The 21,373-nt window shown below is 64.5% G+C and carries 24 protein-coding genes; 9 read left to right on the forward strand and 15 right to left on the reverse strand.

Annotated elements, in window-relative coordinates; genetic code table 11:
• The first annotated feature begins 60 nt into the window (after positions 1–60).
• The gene (locus ACZ1JW_RS02320) at positions 61–807 is read left to right on the forward strand and encodes a 7-carboxy-7-deazaguanine synthase QueE (protein ID WP_465141811.1); all 747 of its coding nucleotides are present in this window, start codon (positions 61–63) and stop codon (positions 805–807) included.
• Between the two features lie 123 nt (positions 808–930).
• On the opposite strand, the gene ssb is transcribed toward ACZ1JW_RS02320, so the two are convergent.
• The 5 genes from ssb to ACZ1JW_RS02345 all read right to left on the reverse strand — a co-directional run bounded on the left by ssb (position 931) and on the right by ACZ1JW_RS02345 (position 5,385).
• Entirely contained in the window at positions 931–1,494 is a 564-nt protein-coding gene (ssb, locus tag ACZ1JW_RS02325; RefSeq protein ID WP_465125064.1) for a single-stranded DNA-binding protein, read from the reverse strand.
• 271 nt (positions 1,495–1,765) lie between these two features.
• Positions 1,766–3,625, reverse strand: coding sequence for a ferrous iron transporter B (gene feoB / locus ACZ1JW_RS02330; protein WP_465141812.1), 1,860 nt, complete (start codon positions 3,623–3,625; stop codon positions 1,766–1,768).
• Positions 3,622–3,876, reverse strand: coding sequence for a FeoA family protein (locus ACZ1JW_RS02335; protein WP_465125062.1), 255 nt, complete (start codon positions 3,874–3,876; stop codon positions 3,622–3,624). Before ACZ1JW_RS02335 ends, feoB begins: the two co-directional genes overlap by 4 nt.
• Positions 3,877–4,100: 224 nt before the next feature.
• Complete coding sequence (locus ACZ1JW_RS02340; RefSeq protein WP_465141813.1) at positions 4,101–4,754, reverse strand: COQ9 family protein; 654 nt, start codon at positions 4,752–4,754, stop codon at positions 4,101–4,103.
• A gap of 16 nt (positions 4,755–4,770) precedes the next feature.
• Positions 4,771–5,385 (reverse strand): ankyrin repeat domain-containing protein, encoded by a 615-nt coding sequence (locus ACZ1JW_RS02345; protein WP_465125060.1) that lies wholly within the window; start codon positions 5,383–5,385, stop codon positions 4,771–4,773.
• A gap of 77 nt (positions 5,386–5,462) precedes the next feature.
• Here ACZ1JW_RS02345 and ACZ1JW_RS02350 point away from each other — a divergent pair, with 77 nt between their 5' ends.
• From ACZ1JW_RS02350 to ACZ1JW_RS02375, 6 genes are read left to right on the forward strand one after another with little or no spacing between them, the layout of a single operon-like run.
• On the forward strand, positions 5,463–6,074 hold the full coding sequence (locus ACZ1JW_RS02350; RefSeq protein ID WP_465125059.1) for an SCO family protein: 612 nt from the start codon (positions 5,463–5,465) through the stop codon (positions 6,072–6,074).
• Positions 6,071–6,514 (forward strand): YcgN family cysteine cluster protein, encoded by a 444-nt coding sequence (locus tag ACZ1JW_RS02355; protein WP_465141814.1) that lies wholly within the window; start codon positions 6,071–6,073, stop codon positions 6,512–6,514. The genes ACZ1JW_RS02350 and ACZ1JW_RS02355 overlap by 4 nt, the downstream gene beginning before the upstream one ends.
• A gap of 4 nt (positions 6,515–6,518) precedes the next feature.
• Positions 6,519–7,277: a M48 family metallopeptidase gene (locus ACZ1JW_RS02360; protein ID WP_465142818.1), complete on the forward strand. Its 759-nt coding sequence runs from the start codon at positions 6,519–6,521 to the stop codon at positions 7,275–7,277.
• Positions 7,278–7,317: 40 nt separating this feature from the next.
• Entirely contained in the window at positions 7,318–7,809 is a 492-nt protein-coding gene (locus ACZ1JW_RS02365; protein WP_465125057.1) for a hypothetical protein, read from the forward strand.
• Positions 7,806–8,777 (forward strand): bifunctional diaminohydroxyphosphoribosylaminopyrimidine deaminase/5-amino-6-(5-phosphoribosylamino)uracil reductase RibD, encoded by a 972-nt coding sequence (gene ribD / locus ACZ1JW_RS02370; RefSeq protein WP_465141815.1) that lies wholly within the window; start codon positions 7,806–7,808, stop codon positions 8,775–8,777. The genes ACZ1JW_RS02365 and ribD overlap by 4 nt, the downstream gene beginning before the upstream one ends.
• Positions 8,778–8,789: 12 nt before the next feature.
• Positions 8,790–9,413, forward strand: coding sequence for a riboflavin synthase (locus ACZ1JW_RS02375; protein ID WP_465141816.1), 624 nt, complete (start codon positions 8,790–8,792; stop codon positions 9,411–9,413).
• A gap of 129 nt (positions 9,414–9,542) precedes the next feature.
• On the opposite strand, the gene ACZ1JW_RS02380 is transcribed toward ACZ1JW_RS02375, so the two are convergent.
• The 3 genes from ACZ1JW_RS02380 to ligM all read right to left on the reverse strand — a co-directional run bounded on the left by ACZ1JW_RS02380 (position 9,543) and on the right by ligM (position 12,564).
• Complete coding sequence (locus ACZ1JW_RS02380) at positions 9,543–10,211, reverse strand: alpha/beta fold hydrolase (protein ID WP_465125054.1); 669 nt, start codon at positions 10,209–10,211, stop codon at positions 9,543–9,545.
• Complete coding sequence (locus ACZ1JW_RS02385; RefSeq protein ID WP_465125053.1) at positions 10,208–11,092, reverse strand: methylenetetrahydrofolate reductase; 885 nt, start codon at positions 11,090–11,092, stop codon at positions 10,208–10,210. The genes ACZ1JW_RS02380 and ACZ1JW_RS02385 overlap by 4 nt, the downstream gene beginning before the upstream one ends.
• A 74-nt stretch (positions 11,093–11,166) precedes the next feature.
• Positions 11,167–12,564 carry a vanillate/3-O-methylgallate O-demethylase gene (gene ligM / locus ACZ1JW_RS02390; protein ID WP_465141817.1) on the reverse strand — a complete coding sequence of 466 codons (1,398 nt, stop codon included), beginning with the start codon at positions 12,562–12,564 and terminating at the stop codon, positions 11,167–11,169.
• 137 nt (positions 12,565–12,701) lie between these two features.
• Here ligM and purU point away from each other — a divergent pair, with 137 nt between their 5' ends.
• Both purU and ACZ1JW_RS02400 read left to right on the forward strand, forming a co-directional pair.
• Entirely contained in the window at positions 12,702–13,556 is an 855-nt protein-coding gene (gene purU, locus ACZ1JW_RS02395; RefSeq protein WP_465125051.1) for a formyltetrahydrofolate deformylase, read from the forward strand.
• A gap of 75 nt (positions 13,557–13,631) precedes the next feature.
• On the forward strand, positions 13,632–14,033 hold the full coding sequence (locus tag ACZ1JW_RS02400; protein ID WP_465125050.1) for a VOC family protein: 402 nt from the start codon (positions 13,632–13,634) through the stop codon (positions 14,031–14,033).
• Here ACZ1JW_RS02400 and ACZ1JW_RS02405 read toward each other — a convergent pair.
• The 7 genes from ACZ1JW_RS02405 to ACZ1JW_RS02435 all read right to left on the reverse strand — a co-directional run bounded on the left by ACZ1JW_RS02405 (position 14,030) and on the right by ACZ1JW_RS02435 (position 21,360).
• Positions 14,030–14,767, reverse strand: a complete 738-nt coding sequence (locus tag ACZ1JW_RS02405) for an alpha/beta fold hydrolase (protein WP_465141818.1) — start codon at positions 14,765–14,767, stop codon at positions 14,030–14,032. The genes ACZ1JW_RS02400 and ACZ1JW_RS02405 overlap by 4 nt on opposite strands.
• Positions 14,767–15,543, reverse strand: coding sequence for a glutathione S-transferase family protein (locus tag ACZ1JW_RS02410; protein ID WP_465125048.1), 777 nt, complete (start codon positions 15,541–15,543; stop codon positions 14,767–14,769). Before ACZ1JW_RS02410 ends, ACZ1JW_RS02405 begins: the two co-directional genes overlap by 1 nt.
• Before the next feature lie 4 nt (positions 15,544–15,547).
• Entirely contained in the window at positions 15,548–16,297 is a 750-nt protein-coding gene (locus ACZ1JW_RS02415; RefSeq protein ID WP_465141819.1) for an SDR family NAD(P)-dependent oxidoreductase, read from the reverse strand.
• Positions 16,294–16,755, reverse strand: a complete 462-nt coding sequence (locus ACZ1JW_RS02420) for a protein tyrosine phosphatase family protein (protein ID WP_465125046.1) — start codon at positions 16,753–16,755, stop codon at positions 16,294–16,296. The genes ACZ1JW_RS02415 and ACZ1JW_RS02420 overlap by 4 nt, the downstream gene beginning before the upstream one ends.
• A 35-nt stretch (positions 16,756–16,790) precedes the next feature.
• Complete coding sequence (locus tag ACZ1JW_RS02425; RefSeq protein ID WP_465141820.1) at positions 16,791–17,663, reverse strand: amidohydrolase family protein; 873 nt, start codon at positions 17,661–17,663, stop codon at positions 16,791–16,793.
• A 141-nt stretch (positions 17,664–17,804) separates the two neighbouring features.
• Positions 17,805–19,229, reverse strand: a complete 1,425-nt coding sequence (locus ACZ1JW_RS02430) for an aldehyde dehydrogenase family protein (protein WP_465141821.1) — start codon at positions 19,227–19,229, stop codon at positions 17,805–17,807.
• Positions 19,230–19,275: 46 nt separating this feature from the next.
• Complete coding sequence (locus tag ACZ1JW_RS02435; RefSeq protein WP_465141822.1) at positions 19,276–21,360, reverse strand: PQQ-dependent dehydrogenase, methanol/ethanol family; 2,085 nt, start codon at positions 21,358–21,360, stop codon at positions 19,276–19,278.
• Positions 21,361–21,373: the final 13 nt, after the last annotated feature.

A 21,373-nucleotide genomic window follows, 5' to 3' on the forward strand; every position in this document is an offset into this window, starting at 1 on the left:
GCACGCCGCCAAGCCTTCGCATCCTTCCCCCATCAAGGGGGAAGGAGTAAGGGGCGAGCAATGTCTATCGTACTCGCCACCACATCCCCCGGGGAACCGGAAGTCTTTTCCTCGCTGCAGGGCGAAGGCCCGTCGATGGGGCGCCCCTCTGTTTTCGTAAGGCTTTCCCGCTGCAACCTTGCCTGCCGCTGGTGCGACACGGCCTATACCTGGCGCTTCACCGGCGACAACCGGCCCCACCGCGACGAGGTGGCGTTCGAGCGCGGCGAAAATCAGGTGACGATGAGCGAGGCCGATGCCGCTGCGCTGATCCTCTCGCACCCCGAGGACCGACTGGTGATCACCGGAGGCGAACCGCTGCTGCAAGGCTCGGCGCTGGCGCGGGTGGTGGCGCTGGTGAAGGCCGGGCGCCCTGCCCTGCATGTCGAGGTCGAGACCAACGGCACGGTGGCGGTGCATCCGGAGCTGGACCCGCTGATCGACCAGTTCAACGTCAGCCCCAAGCTGGCGCATTCGGGCAATGCGGCAGAGCTGGCGCTGGTGCCCGAGCGGCTCGATGCCTGGGCGTGCGATCCGCGCGCGTGGTTCAAGTTCGTGGTGGCGACGGCCTCGGACCTTGCCGAGATTTCAGCGCTGCAGGCGCAATACGGTATCGCGAGCGACCATCTGTTCGTGATGCCCGAAGGGACCGGCAGCGCGATGCTGCGCGACCGTTCGCGCTGGCTTGCCGAGGAAGCGCTGGAACGCGGCTGGCGCTTTACCGATCGGCTGCATATCCACCTGTACGGGGATACGCGGGGCACTTGAAGGGTTGCCGCGTAAATACAACTGCGCCCCCGCGCAGGCGGGGGCCTCAGTCGTTTTATACCTGGGTTCTGTAACGACACCGAGGTCCCCGCCTGCGCGGGGACGCAAGTGGTGCGGTTCCGTTCAAAACGGGATGTCGTCGTCGAGATCGTCGCCGAAGCCGCCTGCGCTGCCGCCGCCCTGGTTCCAGCCGCCGCCTGACGAACCACCTCCGGAGGCCCCGCCGCGCGAACCGCCGCCGTAGCTGCCGCCACCAGAGGAGCCGCCTTCGTTCCAGCCACCACCGGAGGAACGGCCACCGCCGCCGCCCATGCCGCCACCGCCTGCGCCACCTGAGGGGCCATCGAGCATGGTCAGCACGCCGCCCATGCCGCCGACCGAGATTTCGGTGGTGTAGCGGTCATTGCCCGACTGGTCCTGCCACTTGCGGGTGCGCAGCTGGCCTTCGATGTAGACCTTCGAACCCTTGCGCAGGAAGCGTTCGGCCACGCCGACGAGGCCGTCGGAATTGAGCACGACGGAGTGCCATTCGGTGCGCTCCTTCTTCTCGCCGGTGGCCTTGTCCTTCCAGCTTTCCGAAGTGGCGATGCGCAGGTTGGCGATGCGGCCGCCGTTCTGGAAGCTCTTCACTTCCGGATCCGCGCCGAGATTGCCGACGAGAATGACCTTGTTGACGCTGCCTGCCATCGAATCACATTCCTTCTGATCTGGGCAATTGCCTAGCGCATGGGTTTGGTGGGGGGCGAGTCCGGGCTTGCTAGTTTTCCAGAAGGAAGATGGGTTTCACGCAGAGACGCGGAGAAGAAAAGGGAGACGCAGAGGCGTAGGGCTGGGCCGCAAGGCCCCTTCATTCGAGCAGCGAAGAGGTTGACGCAAGAGCGGAATTGGAGAGCGGCTGCGCCGCGAGCGCGACATCTCTGCGTCTCCTCTTCTTCTCCGCGTCTCTGCGTGAAACCTTTTACCCCAACCCTGCCGCAATCGCGGCCCAATAGGTCACCCCTGCCGCCGCGTAGGCCAGCGCGAAGAGGTAGGCGAGCATGAAGGACGGCCATTTCCAGCCATTGGTCTCGCGCCGGGCGACCGCGATGGTCGAAAGGCACTGCGGGGCGAAAACGAACCATGCGAGGAAGGCGAGCGCCATCGGCAGGGTCCAGCGTGACTTGAGCTGGTCGCCCAGAGCCACGGCGGCCTGATCCTCGTCGTCGCTGGCGCTGACCGCGTAAGTCGTGGCGAGCGAGCTCACGGCGACTTCGCGCGCGGCCATGGCCGGGATGATCGCAAGGCTCATGTCGCGGTTGAAGCCGATGGGCTGGAGTACGACCGACAGGCCATTGGCGAGCGTTCCCGCGACCGAGGCGTTGATCTGGTCCTGCCCCGGCTCGGCACGCGGGAAGTTGAGCAGTATCCACAGCGCGATGGTGACAGTGAAGATCATCGTGCCGGCGCGGCGCAGGAAGATCCATGCGCGCTGCCAAAGGCCGAGGGCCAGATCCTTGACCGTCGGTAGCTGGTACTTGGGCAGTTCCATGATGAAGCCCGAAGCCGCACCCTTGGTTACCGAGCGGCGCAGGACCAGCGCCACGACCATCGCGCCGATGATTCCGGCGACATAGAGGCAGAACAGGACGAGGCCTTGAAGGCCAATGCCGGGGCCGACGCGGTTATTCGGGATGAACGCCGCGATGATCACCGCATAAACCGGTAGGCGGGCCGAGCAGGTCATCATGGGCGCAATCAGGATCGTGGTCAGCCGGTCCTTGGGATCGGTGATCGAGCGCGTCGCCATGATGCCCGGAATCGCGCAGGCAAAGCTCGACAGCAGCGGGATGAAGCTGCGACCCGAAAGGCCGACGCCCGCCATCATGCGGTCCATCAGGAAGGCGGCGCGGGCCATGTATCCGGTCGCCTCCATCGTCAGGATGAAGAAGAACAGAATGATGATCTGCGGAAGGAAAACGAGTACCGAGCCTACGCCCGCGATCACGCCATCGGTGAGCAGGTCACGCGCGAGGCTCGGCGGAATGGCAGCCTTGGCCAGATCGCCGAGCGCCGAGACGCCACCGTCGATCGCGTCGGCAAAGGGGGTGGCCCAGCTGAACACGGCCTGGAAGACGATGAACAGGAACGCGAACAGGATCGGCGGCCCGGCCCAGGGGTGGAGCAGAACCTTGTCCATGCGCGCGTGGATGCGGTGCCTGGCGGTTTCGGAAAGGATCGCCCCGCTCGCCATCTGGTGAGCGAGCATGCGACGTTCGGGCAGGGTGACGTGCGGACGCGGCAACGGCTGCGCGGCTTCCGAACGGTCTCGCGCTTCGGCAATGGCGGCAGCGAGTTCGGTGAGGCCGCGACGGCGGACGGCGACGGTCGGGATCACCGGCACGCCCAGCGCGGTCTGCAACGCGGCGGGATCGAGGACGAGGCCATCACGCTCGGCCAGATCGACCATGTTGAGCGCGACGACAGTGGGTCGCCCAAGTTCGAGCACTTCCTGCGCGAAGACGAGGTGCTGTTCGAGGTTCGAGCTGTCGAGCACGAGGACGATGACGTCGGGCTTGGCCTGCCCCGCCTGCTCGCCCATGATGACATTGCGGGTCACTTCCTCGTCGGGACTGGTGGAATCGAGGCCGTAGGAGCCGGGCAGGTCAACCAGTTCGACCGGCTCGCCCGAGGGGAGCAGCAGGCGGCCCGCCTTGCGCTCCACGGTGACGCCGGGATAGTTGGCGATCTTCTGGCGCGCGCCGGTCAGCGCGTTGAACAGCGCGCTCTTGCCCGCGTTGGGGTTGCCGACCAGCGCGGCGACGGTGGGCATCCTGCTCATGCTACTGCTTCGGCAACCGGTTCGACCGTCATGGCGAGCGCGTGGACGCGGCGGATGGCGACGGTCATGCGGCCGATCTCCACTGCCAGCGGATCGCGGCCGGCAAACACCCCGCGATAGGCGAGCGTCACCCGCGCGCCTTCATCAAGGCCGAGCGCGCGCAAGCGCTGCGCCTCTTCCGCGACGAGCGCGGACCAATCGACCGAAGCGATTCGGGCAGGTGTTCCGATGGGGAGCTGATCGAGCGTCACCCGTTCCCGCTGCCATAGCGGCGAGGCATTTGCAAGTCATTCGCAATAGAATTGCGCTGGATCAAAAATCAGGTTGATGGTCGACCGTCGCGGACACCTCCCACCCCCCGTCATCCCGGCGAAGGCCGGGATCCATTACGCCGACGGCCCGCCCCGCCGAAGGGTAGTGGGCCCCGGCTTGCGCCGGGGCGACGTGGAAAAGGGGTAACGTCTCGTCTGCCAGTTTAAGCTGCCGGATAGCGCAACCGCCCGAGCATTCTTGTCAGCGAAAAGGTTTCCTCACGCGGCTTGGTCAGCTTGGCCTTGGCCTTTTCGAACTGCATTACGTTCTCGATGCGGCGGTCGAGGAAGGTGCGGGTGTCTTGGTGGCCGTCACTGGTGTCCTGCGCAAAGTAGGCCAGGGTAGCCGCGTAGATCGAGCCGAGCGTCAGGCGCTTGGTGTAGTGGTTGTAATCGGTCGCGACATCGCCTGCGAGCCGCCACATGGCGTCGGCACTCGACCAGCCGAGGCGGGTGGAGGCGCGCAGGTTCTGCGGCATTGCCATGATGGTGAGCGCGCGGCGCAGCGCCTCTTCCTTGCCGTTGAGCGCATCGAGACGGAACTGGACGAGGCGGCGGATGCGTTCGCGGATCGGCAGGTTGCCGAGCTGCTCCATCGGCAGCGCCTCTGCCATGTCGGCATCGATGCGGGCAATCCAGGCCGAGATCATCTGCATCGGTCCGTCCTGGAACGCGAAGGCGGCAAGCGCAGGGTCCACGCCTTCCATCGCCGCGGCGGCGGTGACCGCAGCAGGCTTCCACCCGTCAAACGCGGCGGCCTCGGCAATAGCCGGGGCGAGGCGGAGGCGCAGGGCTTCGAGGCTGGTGTCATCGGTCATTGCTTGCACGCCACTATCAGAACGAGGGACCGTAGGTCTTCTTGGCACCTGTAGCCTTGGCTTCCTTGGAGGCCTTTTCCAGTTCGCCGAGCACCGGGCTGCCCTTGTCGAGCGCAGCATAATCGCGCGCGGAGCGGCCCGAATTGTCCGGGCGATCAGGGTTGGCCCCGGCCTTGATCAGCATCCGCACCATCGCGAGATCCTTGCGGTGGACGGCGCTGATCAGCGGGGTTTCACCGGTGTTGTTGGCCTCGTCGATGCGGGCGCCGGACTTGATCAGTTCATCGACGCCTTCGAGGAAACCCATCTCGCAAGCGAGGACCAGCGGGGTAACGCCGCGATTGTCGCGCGCGTTGACGTTGGCGCCCTTGGCGATCAGGAACTGGACCCAGACGAGATCGCGGCGGGCGACGACGATGTGCAGGCCGGTCTGTCCGGTGGTGTAGTCCTTGGTGTTGACGATCTGGGTGCCGGGCTCGTTCAGGGCCTCGGTGACCTTGTCACCCTCCTTCTTGCGGACGGCTTCTAGGAATTTGTAGCTGTCGGAAAACTGGGCGTGGGCCGGAACGGCCATGGCCGTGGCGAGCAGCATGGCCATTGCGATGAGCGGCCTGCGCTTGTTCGACAGCATTCTATCCTCCTGTTGCGTGCCCCATAAGCCTATGCGGCTCAAGGACTCGCCTCTTGCAAGGTGACGGTTAGCAGAGCATGAACCGCCGCGCCATGGCCCTCACTTTCAGATCGATCCTCGCCGCGCTCGCCGCAACCTGCACTTTCGCGCTTGGTGGGTGCAACTTCGCGCCTGCCGAGAAGCCGCCGCTCGAAGGCGCATCCATCGGCGGCGACTTTGCACTCACAGGCAAGGATGGCCAAGCGGTGAAGTGGAGCGACTTTGCGGGCAAGTACCGCGTGGTCTATTTCGGCTATACGTTCTGCCCCGACGTCTGCCCGCTCGACATGCAGAACATCGCGCAAGGTTTGCGGCTGTTCCGCAAGGAGCACGCCGATGCCAAGCCGATCGTGCCGATCTTCATCACGATTGATCCCGAGCGCGATACCGCGCAAGTCGTCGGCAAGTATGCCGCAAATTTCGGCAAGGACGTGGTCGGGTTGACGGGCACCCCTGCGCAGATCGCGGATGTGACGAAGAAGTGGGCGGTCTATTATGCCAAGCGCGATGACGGAAAGCCTGAGGCCTACCTGATGGACCACAGCCGCGCCGCCTATCTCATGGGGCCGGACGGCGAAGCCATCGCACTGCTGCCTGCCGAGCAGGACGGCAAGGCCGTCGCCGCCGAACTGGCAAAGTGGGTGAATTGACGCAAGACCGCTTCTGGGAACGGCCGGTGGCGACACTCAGCCGCGAGCAGTGGGAAGCGCTGTGCGACGGTTGCGGCAAGTGCTGCCTGCACAAGCTGGAGGACGAGGACACCGGCGAGGTGATCCATACCAACGTGGCATGCAAGCTGCTCGACCTGCGCACCGCGCGCTGCAGCGACTACAAGCACCGCCGCGCCTATGTGCCCGATTGCCTGAGGCTGACGCCGAAGCTGGCGCGCGAATTGCCGTGGCTGCCGGATACCTGCGCCTACCGCCTGCGCGCCGAGAACAGGCCGCTGCCGGACTGGCATTACCTGATCTCGGGCGACCGCGATTCTGTGCATCGCGCGGGCCAGTCGGTGGTCGGCAAGGCGGTGAGCGAGACGCTGGCGGGGCCTCTGGAAGACCACATCGTTCCTTCGGACCACTTCGATGACTAGGGGCATGCTCGACTGGCTGCGGCGCGCCGATACGCGGGCCAAGGAGACCCCTGCCCCGCGTGCGGTTTCGCGCCGGACGCTGATGGTCGAAGGGCGCGAGTTGCCGCTGGTGATCCGCAAGCTCGGCCATGCGCGGCGGATGACGCTGCGGCTGGCACCAGATGGCAGCGAGGCGCGCGTCTCGATCCCGGCGTGGGGCCGCGTGGGCGATGCCGAGGCTTTTGCGCGCGACCGGGCGGACTGGCTGGCGGGACAGCTTGCCCGCCTGCCCGAACCACGCACCATCGCACCGGATGCTACCCTGCCCTTCCGGGGCGAGGTGCTGCAGATTGCCTGGTCCGCAAAGGCAAGGCGCAAGCCGGTGGTCGAGGACGGACGGCTGATCGTGGGCGGGCCGGTCGAGGGACTGAGCACGCGGTTGCAGCGCTGGCTGGAAGCCGAAGCGCTTGCCCTGTGCGGGCAGGATCTGGCGCACTACTGCGCAAAGGCCAGTGAAGCGATGCCACGCATCTCGCTATCGCGTGCACAGCGCCGCTGGGGCAGCTGCGCGGCGGACGGATCGATCCGGATGAACTGGCGGCTGATCATGGCACCCGATTTCGTGCGCCGCTCGGTCGTGGCGCACGAGGTTGCGCACATGCGCCACTTCGATCACAGCCCCGCCTTCCACACCCATCTCGGCACTCTGTTCGAGGGCGAGATCGGTGCGGCCAATCGCTGGCTCAAGCGGCACGGGCGCAGTCTCTATGCGCCGTTCGGTTGACGGGTAGCGAAACGGGGCGGCTGGCCCTATCTAGGCGAGCATGAGAGCTTTCTTCCGCAACGTATCCCCGCGCCGGGCCATCGTCGATTTCTGGCAGGTGTTCACCGCGCCGAGCGATTATCGCCGGGTCGGGCTGCTGCTGGCGGCGGCGGTGACGGGCACGCTGTTCACCGCAATGGCCATGGAGGGCGGCACCGCCCTGCCCCGCCCGCCCGAGATCATCTACTTCCCGAGCTTCCTCGAAAACCGCAGCGACGCCGAGATTCTCGCCGAGAACAAGGCGGCCTCTGCCAAGGCCCGTGCCGAGGCAGTCGAGGAAGAAGCGCGTCAGGAGCGCGTCCGTCAGATGTACAAGGCCGTGGGCGATGCCACCGGGGTCGAGACCAAGCGCGCATACGAGGAAGGCAAGGCCGAACGCGAGGCGTACCGCAAGAAGGTGGAAGCCGCGCGCAAGGAAGTGCTCGACAAGCACATGGTCGACAATCCCGTGTTCGATGCCGAGATGAAGAAAGCCCCGAACGGCGCGCAATGAGCAGGGCGGACGACCTGCGCTGGCTTGATGCGGCAGGCGCGCTGGCTGCACGCGGGCGTCCGCTGAGCAGGCCCAATCCGGCGGTGGGCGCGGTGATCGTCAAGGACGGCGTGGTCGTCGGACGCGGGTGGACTCAGGCCGGAGGGCGGCCTCATGCCGAGGCCGGAGCACTGGCGCAGGCAGGCGACGCTGCGCGCGGGGGCACGCTTTACGTGACGCTGGAACCCTGTGCCCATGCGAGCACGCGCGGTCCTTCGTGCACCTCGCTGGTACTGGCGAGCGGCCTTGCCCGCGTGGTGATCGGCGTGGAAGATCCGGACCCGCGCACGGCGGGGAGCGGCATTGCGGCGATGCACGAAGCGGGGATCGCAGCGGAGCTTGTGCCTTCCCCTGCGGCGCGGACTTCGCTGGCGGGATACCTGACGCGGACGACACTGGGGCGGCCCCATGTGACGCTGAAGCTGGCAACTTCGCTCGACGGGAAGATGGCCCTTGCGGATGGGTCGAGCCAGTGGATTACCGGGCCTGAGGCACGGGCGCATTGCCACGTCGAACGCGCGCGGGTCGATGCGATTCTGGTGGGCAGCGGAACCATGCGTGCCGATGCCCCCCGGCTGGACGTGCGGCTGCCGGGACTGGAACAGCGCAGTCCGCAGCGGCTGGTGCTGACGCGAGGGGACGTGCCTGAGGGCTGGAGGGGCGTGGCGGATATCGCTGCGCCGGGAGCCTTTGGAGATGCGCAATACCTGTTCGTCGAGGGCGGTGCGCAGGCAGCTGCCAGCTTCGTCGCCGCCGACATGGTTGACCGGCTGCTGATCTATCGCGCGCCGATCATCGTGGGTGATGGGCTGCCGTGCATCGGCGACATCGGTCTTGGTTCGCTGGCCGACGCGCATGGGCGATGGCGGCATGTGGACCGTCGGACGCTTGGCAGCGATGCGCTCGACGTCTACGAGCGCTTGCGCTGAAGGAGATTTGATATGTTCACCGGGATCGTCACCGAAATCGGCAACATCCTCGCCATCGAGGACAAGGGCGACCGCCACATCACGATTTCGTGCGCGATGGACCCGGCAAAGATCGCGATCGGCGCGTCGATTGCCTGCTCGGGCGTGTGCCTGACGGTCGTCGACAAGGGCGGCGTCGCGGGGGAAGGCTGGTTCGCGGTGGACGTTTCGGGCGAGACGGTGAGCCGCACTGCGCCGGAGCAGTGGATTGTGGGCGCGCCCTTGAACCTCGAACCCGCGCTCAAGCTGGGTGACGAACTGGGCGGCCATATCGTGACCGGTCATGTCGATGCAGTGGGCGAAGTGGTGAAGGTAACGCAGGTCGGCGCATCGTGGCAGTACATCGTCGCCGCGCCCAAGGAACTTGCCCCATTCATCGCACCCAAGGGCTCGATCACGGTGGACGGCGTTTCGCTTACGGTCAACGAAGTGGCCGATCAGGCCGATGGCAGCTGCCACTTCATGCTCAACATCATCCCGCACACCGCTGAAGTCACGACACTCGGCACGCTGGTGGCGGGGCGCAAGGTCAACCTCGAGATCGACGTGCTGGCGCGCTATCTGAAGCGGATGCAGAGTCTTGCAGCGCAAGGGTGATGCCCACCCCGCTGCGACTAAACTCGCCTTCGGCTCATTAAGTCTCGCGGCCCTCCCGCCTGCGGGAGGGCAAGGATCACTGCCTGCTTCTCCCCTCCTGCAGGCGGGAGGGGTCGGGGGTGGGCCTTTTCAAGCGCAGTCGAGCACGATCTGGAATAACTGCTCCGGCTGATCGCCCATCACGTTGTGACTGGCTTCGGCCTCGTGGTATTCCCAGGCCGGATCATCCTGCACCCGGTCGCGGAATTGCGGGAAGGGTGACGGGCTCCAGCTATTGGCGAAGACATAGACGTGGCGAGGGATCTTCGCCTCTTCGCCGGTGAAGCGCACGGCTTCGAGCAGCGTCAGCAGCGGGTGATCGGACAGCACGGGGCTTTCGAGGCCGGGCAGCGGCGAGACTGCGCCGGGCTTGTGCTTCTGGCTGCCGACGTAGTGGTTGTGCTCCCACTCGCCGGTCAGGTCCCACAAGGACTGGCCGTCGCGCGGCAGGAAAGCATCGACATAGACGATGGCGTCAATCCGGGCACCCAAGCGCGTTGCGACGCCGGTGATGACCATGCCTCCCCACGAATGGCCGACGAGGACGAAGCGCTCAAAACCGGCCTCGGCGATCTGGGCGCAGACGTCGTCGATGTGGGTCGTGAGCGTAATGCCGGGATGGAATTCAGCCTTGCGACGGCCCAAGCCGGTGAGGTCGGCGGCGAGGACGCGGTGTCCGGCAGCGGTGAGATCGGCCTTGAGGCGATCCCACGCGAAGCTGCAGCCCCATGCGCCGTGGACAAGAACGAAATCGGTCATGCGCCGATACCGTGCTTCTTGTTGTAGCCGTGAATCCATTCGAGCGTCTTGGTCAGGCCACCGAAGGGATAGAAGTGCAGGCGGACCTTGCCGTGCTGGGGCCCGAGGCCACGCGCGAAGGCATCGACCAGTTTGTCCGGCCCGGCGGTGCCGAGCAGGTTCGTGACCGAGATGCCGTACTTCTTGAGCACCGAGGTCGACGCGCCGACACCGCAGCGGGCGGCAAAGGCGAGCAGGCGCTTGATTCCAGCGGGGCCGGGGACGCCGATGCGGACGGGCGCGTCGATGCCGCGCGCGCGCAGTTCGAGCAGCCAGGCGAGGAAAGCATCGGGATCGAACCCGAACTGGGTGACGATCAGCGGGGCCATGCCGCGCGCGGTGATGTCTGCCACCTTCTTTTCAAGGACCGCCCAGCACTCGGCCTCCGTCATGTTCGGATGGCCTTCCGGGTGTCCGCCGATGCCGATGGCCTTGATGCCCGAGCGCTCGAACGCGCCGGTGGCGATCAGGGCGGAAGTGTCGAAATAGGGGCCGACCGGCTCTGGCGGATCGCCTGCGACGATGAAGCAGCGCGTCACGCCAGCCTTTTCGACCACGGCGCGAAGGTAGCCTTCGAAATCGTCCTCGGAGGTGATGCGGCGGGCGGAGAAATGTGGCATCGGCTCGAAGCCGAGTTCGCGCACCGCGATCGTGGCGGCAACGCGGGCGCCAACGTCCTCGCCGGGGAGGAAGGTGACGGCAACGGGGGTTTCGGCCGGGATGAGCGGGGCGGCATCGCGCAGCGAGGCTTCGTCCTTGGCGGTCATCTCCAGCGAGAAGCCATCCGTGATCCCGTCGGGCGTCTTGTCCCAGTTGGGATGGATGATCGATGCCTTTGCCATGTTCGGGATCCTCTGAAGTTCATGCCGAACGCCCGGCCGCCGTTCTGGCGGTCCGGGCGATACGGTGGTTTGCCTCAGCGCGCGGTGCGCCAGCCTTCGGCATAGTTTTCGCGAGCGACGCGGCTGTAGGGGACCGGCGAAACGATCGCGCGGACCTCGATCTGCTTGTGCGGCTCGACGGTGGTCTTGCGGGTGCCGCCGTTCTCTTCGCCCCACACCACGCGCAGTTCGGTGCCGACCGGGATTTCCGGATCAATCGTGGCGAGGCTGAGCGCCTGCTTCTCGTTGTAGGAGTAGCCGGTGAACATCGAGAAGCCGACGGTCTTGCCGCCTGCATCGACGACGCGGTCGTAGTTGGACGAGGCGTAGTTCGCGAGCGGGGTGTCGAAGAACTTGTACTGGTCACCATCGGGGTTGAACAGCGAGGCCATGATCTTGGCCATGTCCTCGGGGTTCCAGGCGAGCGTCACCTTCTTGCGCTGTTCGGCGGGGTTCAGGGCTTCAAGCGCCTCGCGGCCATGGAAGTCATGGTCGAACTTGACGAAGTTGCCGTAACCCAGTTCCCACGGGTTGAGGTAGTAGTCTTCGATGTTGTCGGAGACGAACGATCCGCCGATCGAACCGGTCGCTTCGTAGCTGTCAGCCGCCAGCCATTCGCGGAAGCCCTTAAGCTTTTCGCCGGTGTAGATCGCGGGCAGCGGCGAGGGGATCCAGCCGGATTCGAGCGTGTTCGAAGGATAAGCGCGGCTGCCGCAAGCGATCAGGCCGAATTCCTTGCCGGCTTCCAGAATGGCGGCGCGGATTTCTTCCTGCTCGGCATAGGGGCCCCAGATTTCGAGGCCCGGCGCGCCCGACATGCCGTGGCGCAGCGTGCGAACGGTCTTGCCGGCGATGTTCATGGTGCTCATGTTGAAGAACTTGAGCTGTTCGAGCGGGCCGCCGTGCAGCTTCTCGATCACGTTCCAGGCCTGCGGACCCTGGATCTGGAAGCGCCATTCCTTGCGGGTGACGGGCTTGCCCATCGGGCGCATCGGCGAACGGTCGTCCAGCTCGATCTCGACATCGTAACCGCCAGTCGCGCCGTGGTAGCGCAGCCAGTTCGAAGCGGGCGCGCGACCGACGTAAGTGAAGGATTCTTCTTCTTCCCAGAAGATGATGCCGTCACCGATAACGTGACCATAAGGCGTGGTCGGCACGTACTGCTTGGCCTTGTTGACCGTCCAGCCCTTCGAGCTGTTGATCATGGTATCGGACAGCAGCTTGGCTGCGTCCTTACCGCGGATATAGAGGTTCACCATGTGGTGCGACTGGTCGAACAGGACGGCGCTGTGCTGCCATGCCCACTGCTCCGAACGCCAGTTCGAGAATTCCGGTGCGACAACCGGATAGACGTATGCGCCCAGTTGCGAGTTGCGCAGCATTTCGACGACGTTGCCGTTCTGCTGGATTACCTCTTCGAGGTTCTTTGCCATGTGAAACTCTCCCGACTTGAAATGGCAGGGTTGAAAAACTTGTATGCAACACATACAATCTCCTTCGAGATTCGCAATGGGAAATGTTGCGCCCGATGAGCGCCACCCCTAACGCGACAACGACGGGAGAGATTTTGATGAGCGCATCGCTGATTTTGACGCTGTCATGCGAGGACAAGCCGGGGATCGTGGCCCGAGTGACGGGCAATCTTTACGAGGCCGGTGGCAACATCAGCGAGGCGCAGCAATTCGATGATTCGCTGAGCGGCAATTTCTTCATGCGTGTGGTGTTCGATCCGGGCGAAGGTTCGGTCGAGCATTTCCGCGCAGCATTTGCCCCGGTGGCCGAGCATTACGGCATGAACTGGAACATTCGCGACACCGCAGTGAAGCGTAAGGTGATCCTGATGGTCAGCAAGTTCGACCATTGCCTTGGCGATCTGCTCTACCGCACGCGCATCGGGGAACTGCCGATGGACGTCGTGGCGATCCTCGGCAACCATCCCAAGGAAGCGCTGAACATCTCGCTGATCGGCGACATGCCCTATTACCACCTGCCGATCACCAAGGACACAAAGCCGCAGCAGGAAGCCGAAGTGAAGCGCATCGTCACCGAGACGGGCGCGGAACTGGTGGTGCTGGCGCGCTACATGCAGATCCTCTCGGACGATCTGGCATCGTTCCTTTCGGGCCGCTGCATCAACATCCACCACTCGTTCCTGCCGAGCTTCAAGGGCGCCAAGCCCTATCATCAGGCACATGCGCGCGGTGTGAAGATGATCGGTGCGACCGGCCACTATGTGACGGCCGACCTCGACGAAGGTCCGATCATCCATCAGGACGTGGAAACCGTGACCCACGCCGACAGCCCCGAAGATCTCGTGCGCAAGGGCCGCGACGTGGAGCGCCGCGTGCTTGCCGAAGCGGTGCGCCTGCATCTGGAAGACCGCGCGCTGGTGAACGGCAACAAGACCGTCGTGTTCAAGAGCTGACGCTTTGATGCGTTGAATTCAGGCGGCGGCGGGAGCACCATGCTTTCGCCGCCGTTTTGCTGCGGGAGGGAGACAATGCACGTCAACGCGCTGGACCATGTCAACATCATCACCGACCGTCTCGACGAGACGGCGGAGTTCTACAGGTCACTGCTGGGGCTGGAGCGGCGTGATGGCCCGCCACCCCTGACCCCGCAGAACGCGCAATGGATGTACGATGCGGGCGGCAAGGCGATAATCCACATAAACGCGGTCGACTGCCCGCGCGCCTATGACCGCGAGGTGCAGCCGGGATCGCTGACCGGAGCGATCCATCACGTGGCGCTGAACTGTTCAGGCTATGACGAGACGCTGCGGCGGATCGGCGCGATGGGGCTCGACTGCCAGACCAACCTCGTCGCAGCGATCGGTCTGCGTCAGATCTTTACCGCAGACCCGAACAACGTGCTGCTGGAGCTGAACTTCTTCGGGGATTAGGCCGGGATCGCCGCTTCCAGCGCGTCAGCAAGCTCCACAGGCTTGGACAGGTAGGGGCTGTGATCAGCCTCAAGCGTGATCACATTTGCCCCCGGCGACATCGCGATCATGCGCCGCTGGCTTTCGATCGGGATCGTGCGGTCGAGCGTGCATTCGACATAGGTGCGCGGCAAGCTGCCCCAACGCCAGGGCGTCACCACGATCTTTTCGGAGCGCGGTGCATGGGGTTCGGCCATCAGCCTTGCCATGGCCGCTTCGACCAGATCAGGCGGCGAGACTTGTGCAAAGACCGGCGCAGCATTCGCAGTTTCGATCACGGTGGCGATGCCTCCGTGGACCTTTGAGATGATCGCGTCGAAGGCCGGGTTCGGACCTTCGGTTTCCTTGAACTCCGCCCGGCTCATACCGGCAGGCAGCATCATCGCGCAAATATAGACGATGGCATCGATCGCGGAGGGATCGCGCTCTGCCGCAGTGGATACGACCAGACCGCCGCGGGAGTGTCCGGCAAGGACGACCGGGCCAACGCCTCGCGCCTTCAGCTCGCGACAATGCTGCGCAGCAAATTCACCCCAACCCTCAAGCGTGACGGCCGCCATTTCCTCCGCCGTGCCGCCCATCCCGGGCAGCGTCGGCGCGACAACGGTGTGGCCGCGCCCGCGCAGGATTTCGGCGACGGGATCAAAGCACCACCCGCCGTGCCAGGAACCATGGATCAGAACGAACCCTGCCATCAGCGCACGTGCCCCGACCATGTGCGCAGGCCCGGCGCGGTGCGGTCCTCGCTCTTAAGGGCTTCGGCGACGGCGGGGCGTGCGGTGACGCGATCACGCCATTCGATGAGGCGAGGTGCGCGCTTGGCCACGTCCATTTCCGGGAACATGCGTTCAACCATCATGCCGCAGTGCGAATAGAAGTTGATGTCGGCCAGCGTGTAGGTGTCGCCGGCCAGCCATTGCGTTGACCCGAGCTGCTTCTCGACCTTGTCGATGGCATATTCGATCTTGGCGGTGGCGTTGGCGAGGTCTGCTTCGGAGAAGCCCGAGCGCGCCGTGGCCCACTTCTTGCGCTGGTCCGGCAGCGGAATGCTTTCGAGCAGCTTCTCGAACTCCCCGCTCTCGATGTTGCGCGCGATCACGCCGACCATGCGATGCCAGCCGTGCATCGAGACGTAGTTCATCACGTGCTCGTCGATGAACTTGTTCCAGTAGCGCATCCGCGCCGCGCCGACTGGATCGCGTGGACGCAACGGGGCATCGGCAGGCTGGGCGTCGGGGAAGGCATCCTCGAGGTATTCGTTGATCACCGTGGTGTGGGTGATGATCGTGCCGTCATGGTCAAGCACGGGGACCTGACCCTCAGGATTGATTGCGGTGAACCAAGGCTGGTGTTGCTCGAACTTGTGCAGGTCGACGTAGATGCTCTCGTAGGCGAGGCCCTTTTCCTTGAGCGGGACCATAGACTTCAATGAGTTCGCCAGCGGTTCGGCGTGGTAGTATTTCAGGGCCATCGTTTCAGACTCGCATAGTGCCGAGCATGCCGCCGTCCACCGCCCAACTCTGGGCTGTGACGTGGCTGGCGGCGTCGGAAAGAAGGAAGGCGGCTACCTGCGCCACTTCGTCGGAGGAGCCAGTGCGGCCCTGCGGCACGGCCTTGGCCATCTGCGAGGCGGCTTCGGGCGGCAGGCCATCGAGCATCGGGGTCTCGATCAGTCCGGGCAGGATGCAGTTGCAGCGCACGCCGAACTCGGCTGCCTCGTTGGCCACTGCGCGCGACAGGCCAAGGACCGCGTGCTTGCTGGCGACATAGCCCGCGTTCATCGGCAACCCGCGCTCGCTCGCAAGGCTGCCGGTGACGAGGATCGCGCCCCGCCCGCGCTGCTTCATCGTCGGAAGCACGTGCTGGATCGCCCAGAACACCGACTTCAGGTTGACCGCCATGACCGCATCGAAAGCTTCGTCGGTATAGTCCTCGACGGGAGAGAACATGCCGCCGATCCCGGCGTTGAGGAACAGGCCGTCGATCGGGCCATTGGCTGTGATCGCATGATCGAGCGCGGCGTGGAGCGCGGCCTTGTCGGCAACGTCGGCGGCGGCGAACGCCGTTGCGCCGCCGAGTTCGCGGACTGCCTGTTCGAGCAGGTCGGCGCGGCGAGCGATGAGCATGACGCGGGCACCGGCCTTCGCGCAGGCCGTGGCGGTAGCGCGGCCGATGCCGGTAGAGGCACCGGTGATGACAACGTGCTTGTCGGTCAGATCGGTCACGCTTGCCTCGGTGCGATGAATTCGGCCCAGATCCGGGCCTCCTTGCTGTCGTGGCCTTCGGGCGACCATTGGCGCTGCATGATCGCGCGCGCTTCCGGTTCGGAGAGGCCGCGATGGTCGCGGTTGTAGCGGTAGAAGAAGGCCGAGACGCGCCAGTTCATGATGCAATGGACGTGGACCGGCTTCGGACCCTGCTCCACCGCCTTCACGAATGCGGCGAAATGATCTTCGCCAGGCGCATCGAACGGCACGGGGATGTGGGTATAGGCGATGCCTTGCGCGGCGAGCTTCTCCCCTTCCCCGGCCAGAGCCTCGGGATGGGTTTCGAGCGCGAGGTTGACGACATGCGAGACGCCGAGATCGGCGAGGCGCATGACGTCCTTGTCCTCGATCCGGCCCGACGTGGTTGTCTGCGCGTCCAGCCTCTGCCAGGCGCGGATATCGTCGGGATCGGGCATTGCCTGTTCCTTCGGGTCCGGTCCGTTGGCCGCGCTCAGGCCAGACCGAGCACGCGGGCCGCGTTGTCCTTCATGATGCCGGGCAGAACCTCGTCCTTGAAGCCGACCTGCCGCGCGGCATCGAGCCACTTCTGCGGGTGGATCAGCGGGAAGTCGGAGCCGAACAGCATCTTCTTGCGCAACTGCGTGTTGGCATACTGGATGATCTGCGGCTGGAAGTACTTCGGCGACCAGCCAGAGAGGTCGATGAACACGTTGTCCTTGTGCAGCGCCATCGACAGGCTTTCATCAACCCACGGCCACGAGGGGTGCGCGAGAATGATCTTCATGTCGGGAAAATCGACCGCGACATCGTCGACCAGCATCGGCTGGCCATACTTGAGGCGAACGCCACCGCCGCCGCGCATCCCGGTGCCCATGCCTGAGTGGCCGGTGTGGAAGATCGCCGGCAGCTTGTATTCGTTGATCACTTCATAGATCGGGTAGCCGACCTGGCTGGCCGGCTCGATGTTCTGCATGATGTGATGGAACTTGAAGCCCTTGACCCCATGGTTTTCGATCAGATCGTGCGCTTCGCGGGCGCCCATCTTGCCCTTGTGCGGATCGATCGAGGCAAAGGGGATGCAGATGTCATTGTTCTTGTTCGCGATTTCGGCAATCTCGTAGTTCGAGACGCGCTTCGCACCGATTCCGCTCTCGCAATCGACGGTGAACATGCAGAAGGCGATCTGCTGTTCGCGATAGATCTCGATGATCTCGGGCATCTTGGGCCGCTCGCGCGGGGCCTTGAAATAGGCCGATGCCGCATCGAAGTACTTGCCCATTACCGGGTCTTCCGGATCATGGCACGAGACCTCGGCATGGACGTGGACGTCGATCGCCTTGATCTTGGACAGGTCGATGGGCACCGAAACATTCCTTCAAATTGCGGGCGGCTTGCGCAGCGCGCCGACCCAAGTTGCACCGTCACCCCCTGAACTTGTTTGGCATGACGGAGCGGGTTTATTCAGACCGAGGCCCTCCCCCTCAAGGGAGAGGGCCAGCGGTTGTCAGACCAGCGCGTCCTTCTTGACGGTGATCACCTGGCTGTAGGTGAACTCCTTCAGGCCTTCGATGCCGTATTCCGCACCGAAGCCCGACTGCTTGTGGCCGCCGAAAGGTGCGAAGGGCGAAAGGTGAAGGAACTCGTTGATCCAGACTGTGCCGGTTTCGAGCTGCTCCGCAATCTTCACGCCGCGATCGGTGTCCTTGGTCCAGACCGCGCCGGCAAGGCCGTAGTCCGAGTTGTTGGCGCGCGCGATGACTTCGTCGTCGCTCGAGAACTTCATCAGCGGCATGACCGGGCCGAACTGCTCTTCGGCCACAATGCGCGCGTCTTCGGGCGGATTGTCTAGGATCGTGATCGGCACATAGTAGCCGGTGCCCGAAGGATCGACATCGCCGCCAACGAGGAACTTGTAGCCGTTGGCCTTGGCATCCTCGATCAGTTCGCAGACGCGTTCGAACTGCTTCTTGTTCTGGATCGGACCGACGCCGGTGCCCTGCTCCGAACCATCGCCGACCTTCACGGTCTTCGCGTACTCGGCGATGGCCGCGCTCATCTCGTCATAGATATCCTCGTGGATATAGACGCGCTTGGCAGCGACGCAGATCTGACCGGCATTGGTGAAGCTCGACCAGAACAGCTGTTCGGCAACCTTGGAAACATCGGCATCGGGCAGGACGATCGAGGCGTCGTTGCCGCCCAGTTCCAGCGTGATGCGCTTGAGGTCCTTCGAAGCGCCTTCCATGATGCGCTTGCCGGTGGCGGTCGAGCCGGTGAAGGTGATCTTGTCGATGTCCGGATGCGAAGTCATCATCGGGCCGAGCGCATCTTCGCCGGTGATAATGTTGACGACGCCTGCCGGCACGATGTCCTTGATCAGTTCGGCGAACTTGAGCGTGGTCAGCGGCGTGAACGGCGAGGGCTTGAGCACGATCGTGCAGCCCGACAGGATGGCCGGGGCGATCTTCTGGACTGCCATGAGCAACGGGAAGTTCCACGGCACGATACCCGCAACCACGCCCACCGGCACGCGGCGCGTACGGCTCAGGCGCTCATCGCTGTCTTCGTTGATCGTCTCTTCCAGCGTCAGCGTGGACTGGGCGTTCATCATGCCTGCACAAGCGCCGATCTCATGCTGCGCCTGATGGTGCGGCTTGCCCTGTTCGCTGGTGAGCAGGCGGTAGAGTTCCTCGAAGTTCGCTTCGATGGCCGAGGCCATGGCGCGGATCACGGCGCGGCGGTCATCGACCGGGGTCTTCGACCAGGTCTTGAACGCGGCGCGCGCGGCGGCAACGGCACGGTCAAGTTCGGCAGCGCCGCAGGCGGGTACGGAACCGATGATCTGCTCGTTGGCGGGGTTTACGACATCCAGCGAAGACTCGGTGGTTACCAGCTCGCCGTTGATGAGATTGGGGTAAAGATGCGTCACGAATCTCTCCACTCAGTTATGATTGCTATCTGATATAGCATTCGAGTTAGCGGGCTTCCAGTGCCTTGTCCTCGTTCGCCCGCTTGATCAGGTAATGGCGGATGTTGTCCGCGTCCTCGGGCTTCAGGGCCGACTTGAACGAGACCATGCCATTGTGCTGCAACGCGCCTTCGATCACCACCGAGCGGATTGCTTCGGGGGCATTGAGGGCCGCCGAATGGCGCAGGTCAGGGTTCACGCCACCTGCAACCGCCGCGTCACCATGGCAGACATTGCAATAGCGACCGTAGAGTTCGCCGCCGGCCTTGGCCTGTTCGGGCGTACCAGTGAACGGTGGCGGATCGAGCACCATCTTGGCCATCGGCGGCGCGGCCGGCAAGGTGGCCTTGCCACCGAGCTTGAACACGACGAGGCGGCTGATGTTGCGCTGCTTCTTGGCCTTGTGGGCGAGCACGCCGGTGGCAACGTCCCAGACGCCACCCCAGCCGACCATGACCGCGACGTACTGTTCGCCGTCGATGGAATAGGTCATCGGCGCGGCAAGAATGCCGCTCTGCGCCGGGAACGACCAGAGCTGCTTGCCCTTGTCGGCGCTGTAGGCCACGAAATCGCCGCCTGCGGTGCCCTGGAACACGAGGTTGCCCGCGGTCGAAAGAATGCCGCCGTTGGACGGGCTCGGCAGTTCAACCTTCCACGCGGCCTTGCGAGCCACCGGGTCCCAGGCGACGAGCGTGCCCGTGGTCGCCTTCATCGCTTCGGCCTGAACCTTGGCGTCAGCGGGCATCGAGGTCACGTAGCCATCGAGGCCGGTCTGGAAACCGATGTCGGTCGCCTTCCAATCCTTGGCAGCGGCATAGGGGAATGCTGCATTGTTGACGGGCAGATAAAGCAGGCCGGTCTTCGGGCTGAAGCTCTGCGGCTGCCATGAGTGCGCTCCGACCGCGCCCGGAAGGCTTACGAACGGCGCGCCCTTTTCGTAACGGGCAGCAGGGTTGATCGTGGCCTTGCCGGTGTTGGGATCGATGCCGGTGGCCCAGTTGACCATCACGAACGGCGTGGCCGAAATGAACTGGCCGGTCTTGGCATCGAGCACATAGACATGGCCGTTCTTCGGCGCATGCAGCACGACATGGCGCTGCTGGCCTCCGATGCTGAGGTCAGCCAGCGTGATCTGTTGCGCCGAGTCGAAGTCCCAGCGGTCTTCCGGAGTTTCCTGAAAGTGCCAGACGTATTCGCCGGTATCGGCATTCACCGCTACGATCGACGAGGTGTAGAGGCTGTCGCCCTCGCGGCCTGCAGCCGCAGGGTTCCACGGCTCGGCGTTGCCGGTACCGAACAGGACGAGGTTGGTGGTGGGATCGTAGGTGATCGAATCCCACACGGTGCCGCCACCGCCCAGCTTCCACCATTCGCCGGCCCAGGTCTTGGCGGCGTTTTCCATGGCCTTGTTCTCGAAGCCATCGGCGGGGTTGCCCGGGACGGTGTGGAACTTCCAAACTTCGTTGCCGGTGTTGACGTCGTATGCGGCGATGTAGCCGCGAGCCTTGTACTCCGAACCGCCGCTGCCGATCAGGACCTTGCCCTTCACCACGCGAGGAGCGCCGGTTATGGTATAGTCCTGCTGGTTGGGGACGACGACCTTGAACCAGACGGGCTTGCCGGTCTTCTGGTCAAGCGCGACCAGGCGGCCGTCGAGCGTGCCGACGAAGACCTTGTCGCCATAGAGCGCAACGCCACGGTTGACCGCATCGCAGCACGCGCGAACAAGCGTTTCGCGCGGCACTTCAGGATCGTAGGACCACTTGAGCGCGCCAGTCTTTGCATCGAACGCCTTCACCATCGACCATGCGGTCGAGATGTAGAGCGTGCCATCGTGCATCAGCGGGGTGGATTCCTGCCCGCGTGCGGTTTCGAGGTCGTGGAACCAGGCAAGGCCAAGCTGGCCGACGTTGCTGTCGTTGATCTGGGTGAGCGGGGAGAAGCGCTGCTCGCCATAGTCACGCCCGTAGCTGAGCCACTCGCCATCGGGCACCTGCGCGATCATCGCATCGGTGACGCCTGCCGTAGCGACGCCAGCGGCGCCGCCCTCGCTCTTGATGTTGCATGCCGCCAGCGGCAGCAACGCAGCCATCAGACCCAAGACC

The organism is Novosphingobium sp. BL-A-28-Hi1-0D, assembly GCF_055521755.1.

What these genes read in the sequence shown, in the direction of transcription:
- purU (WP_465125051.1), top strand. Translation starts at nt 12,702, where the DNA reads ATGAGCGCATCGCTGATTTTGACGCTGTCATGCGAGGACAAGCCGGGG.
- ACZ1JW_RS02400 (WP_465125050.1), top strand. Translation starts at nt 13,632, where the DNA reads ATGCACGTCAACGCGCTGGACCATGTCAACATCATCACCGACCGTCTC.
- ACZ1JW_RS02350 (WP_465125059.1), top strand. Translation starts at nt 5,463, where the DNA reads ATGAACCGCCGCGCCATGGCCCTCACTTTCAGATCGATCCTCGCCGCG.
- ACZ1JW_RS02345 (WP_465125060.1), bottom strand. Translation starts at nt 5,385, where the DNA reads ATGCTGTCGAACAAGCGCAGGCCGCTCATCGCAATGGCCATGCTGCTC.
- ACZ1JW_RS02420 (WP_465125046.1), bottom strand. Translation starts at nt 16,755, where the DNA reads ATGCCCGATCCCGACGATATCCGCGCCTGGCAGAGGCTGGACGCGCAG.
- ACZ1JW_RS02375 (WP_465141816.1), top strand. Translation starts at nt 8,790, where the DNA reads ATGTTCACCGGGATCGTCACCGAAATCGGCAACATCCTCGCCATCGAG.
- ACZ1JW_RS02360 (WP_465142818.1), top strand. Translation starts at nt 6,519, where the DNA reads ATGCTCGACTGGCTGCGGCGCGCCGATACGCGGGCCAAGGAGACCCCT.
- ACZ1JW_RS02340 (WP_465141813.1), bottom strand. Translation starts at nt 4,754, where the DNA reads ATGACCGATGACACCAGCCTCGAAGCCCTGCGCCTCCGCCTCGCCCCG.
- ACZ1JW_RS02405 (WP_465141818.1), bottom strand. Translation starts at nt 14,767, where the DNA reads ATGGCAGGGTTCGTTCTGATCCATGGTTCCTGGCACGGCGGGTGGTGC.
- feoB (WP_465141812.1), bottom strand. Translation starts at nt 3,625, where the DNA reads ATGAGCAGGATGCCCACCGTCGCCGCGCTGGTCGGCAACCCCAACGCG.
- ACZ1JW_RS02320 (WP_465141811.1), top strand. Translation starts at nt 61, where the DNA reads ATGTCTATCGTACTCGCCACCACATCCCCCGGGGAACCGGAAGTCTTT.
- ACZ1JW_RS02380 (WP_465125054.1), bottom strand. Translation starts at nt 10,211, where the DNA reads ATGACCGATTTCGTTCTTGTCCACGGCGCATGGGGCTGCAGCTTCGCG.
- ligM (WP_465141817.1), bottom strand. Translation starts at nt 12,564, where the DNA reads ATGGCAAAGAACCTCGAAGAGGTAATCCAGCAGAACGGCAACGTCGTC.
- ACZ1JW_RS02365 (WP_465125057.1), top strand. Translation starts at nt 7,318, where the DNA reads ATGAGAGCTTTCTTCCGCAACGTATCCCCGCGCCGGGCCATCGTCGAT.
- ribD (WP_465141815.1), top strand. Translation starts at nt 7,806, where the DNA reads ATGAGCAGGGCGGACGACCTGCGCTGGCTTGATGCGGCAGGCGCGCTG.
- ACZ1JW_RS02385 (WP_465125053.1), bottom strand. Translation starts at nt 11,092, where the DNA reads ATGGCAAAGGCATCGATCATCCATCCCAACTGGGACAAGACGCCCGAC.
- ACZ1JW_RS02435 (WP_465141822.1), bottom strand. Translation starts at nt 21,360, where the DNA reads ATGGCTGCGTTGCTGCCGCTGGCGGCATGCAACATCAAGAGCGAGGGC.
- ssb (WP_465125064.1), bottom strand. Translation starts at nt 1,494, where the DNA reads ATGGCAGGCAGCGTCAACAAGGTCATTCTCGTCGGCAATCTCGGCGCG.
- ACZ1JW_RS02410 (WP_465125048.1), bottom strand. Translation starts at nt 15,543, where the DNA reads ATGGCCCTGAAATACTACCACGCCGAACCGCTGGCGAACTCATTGAAG.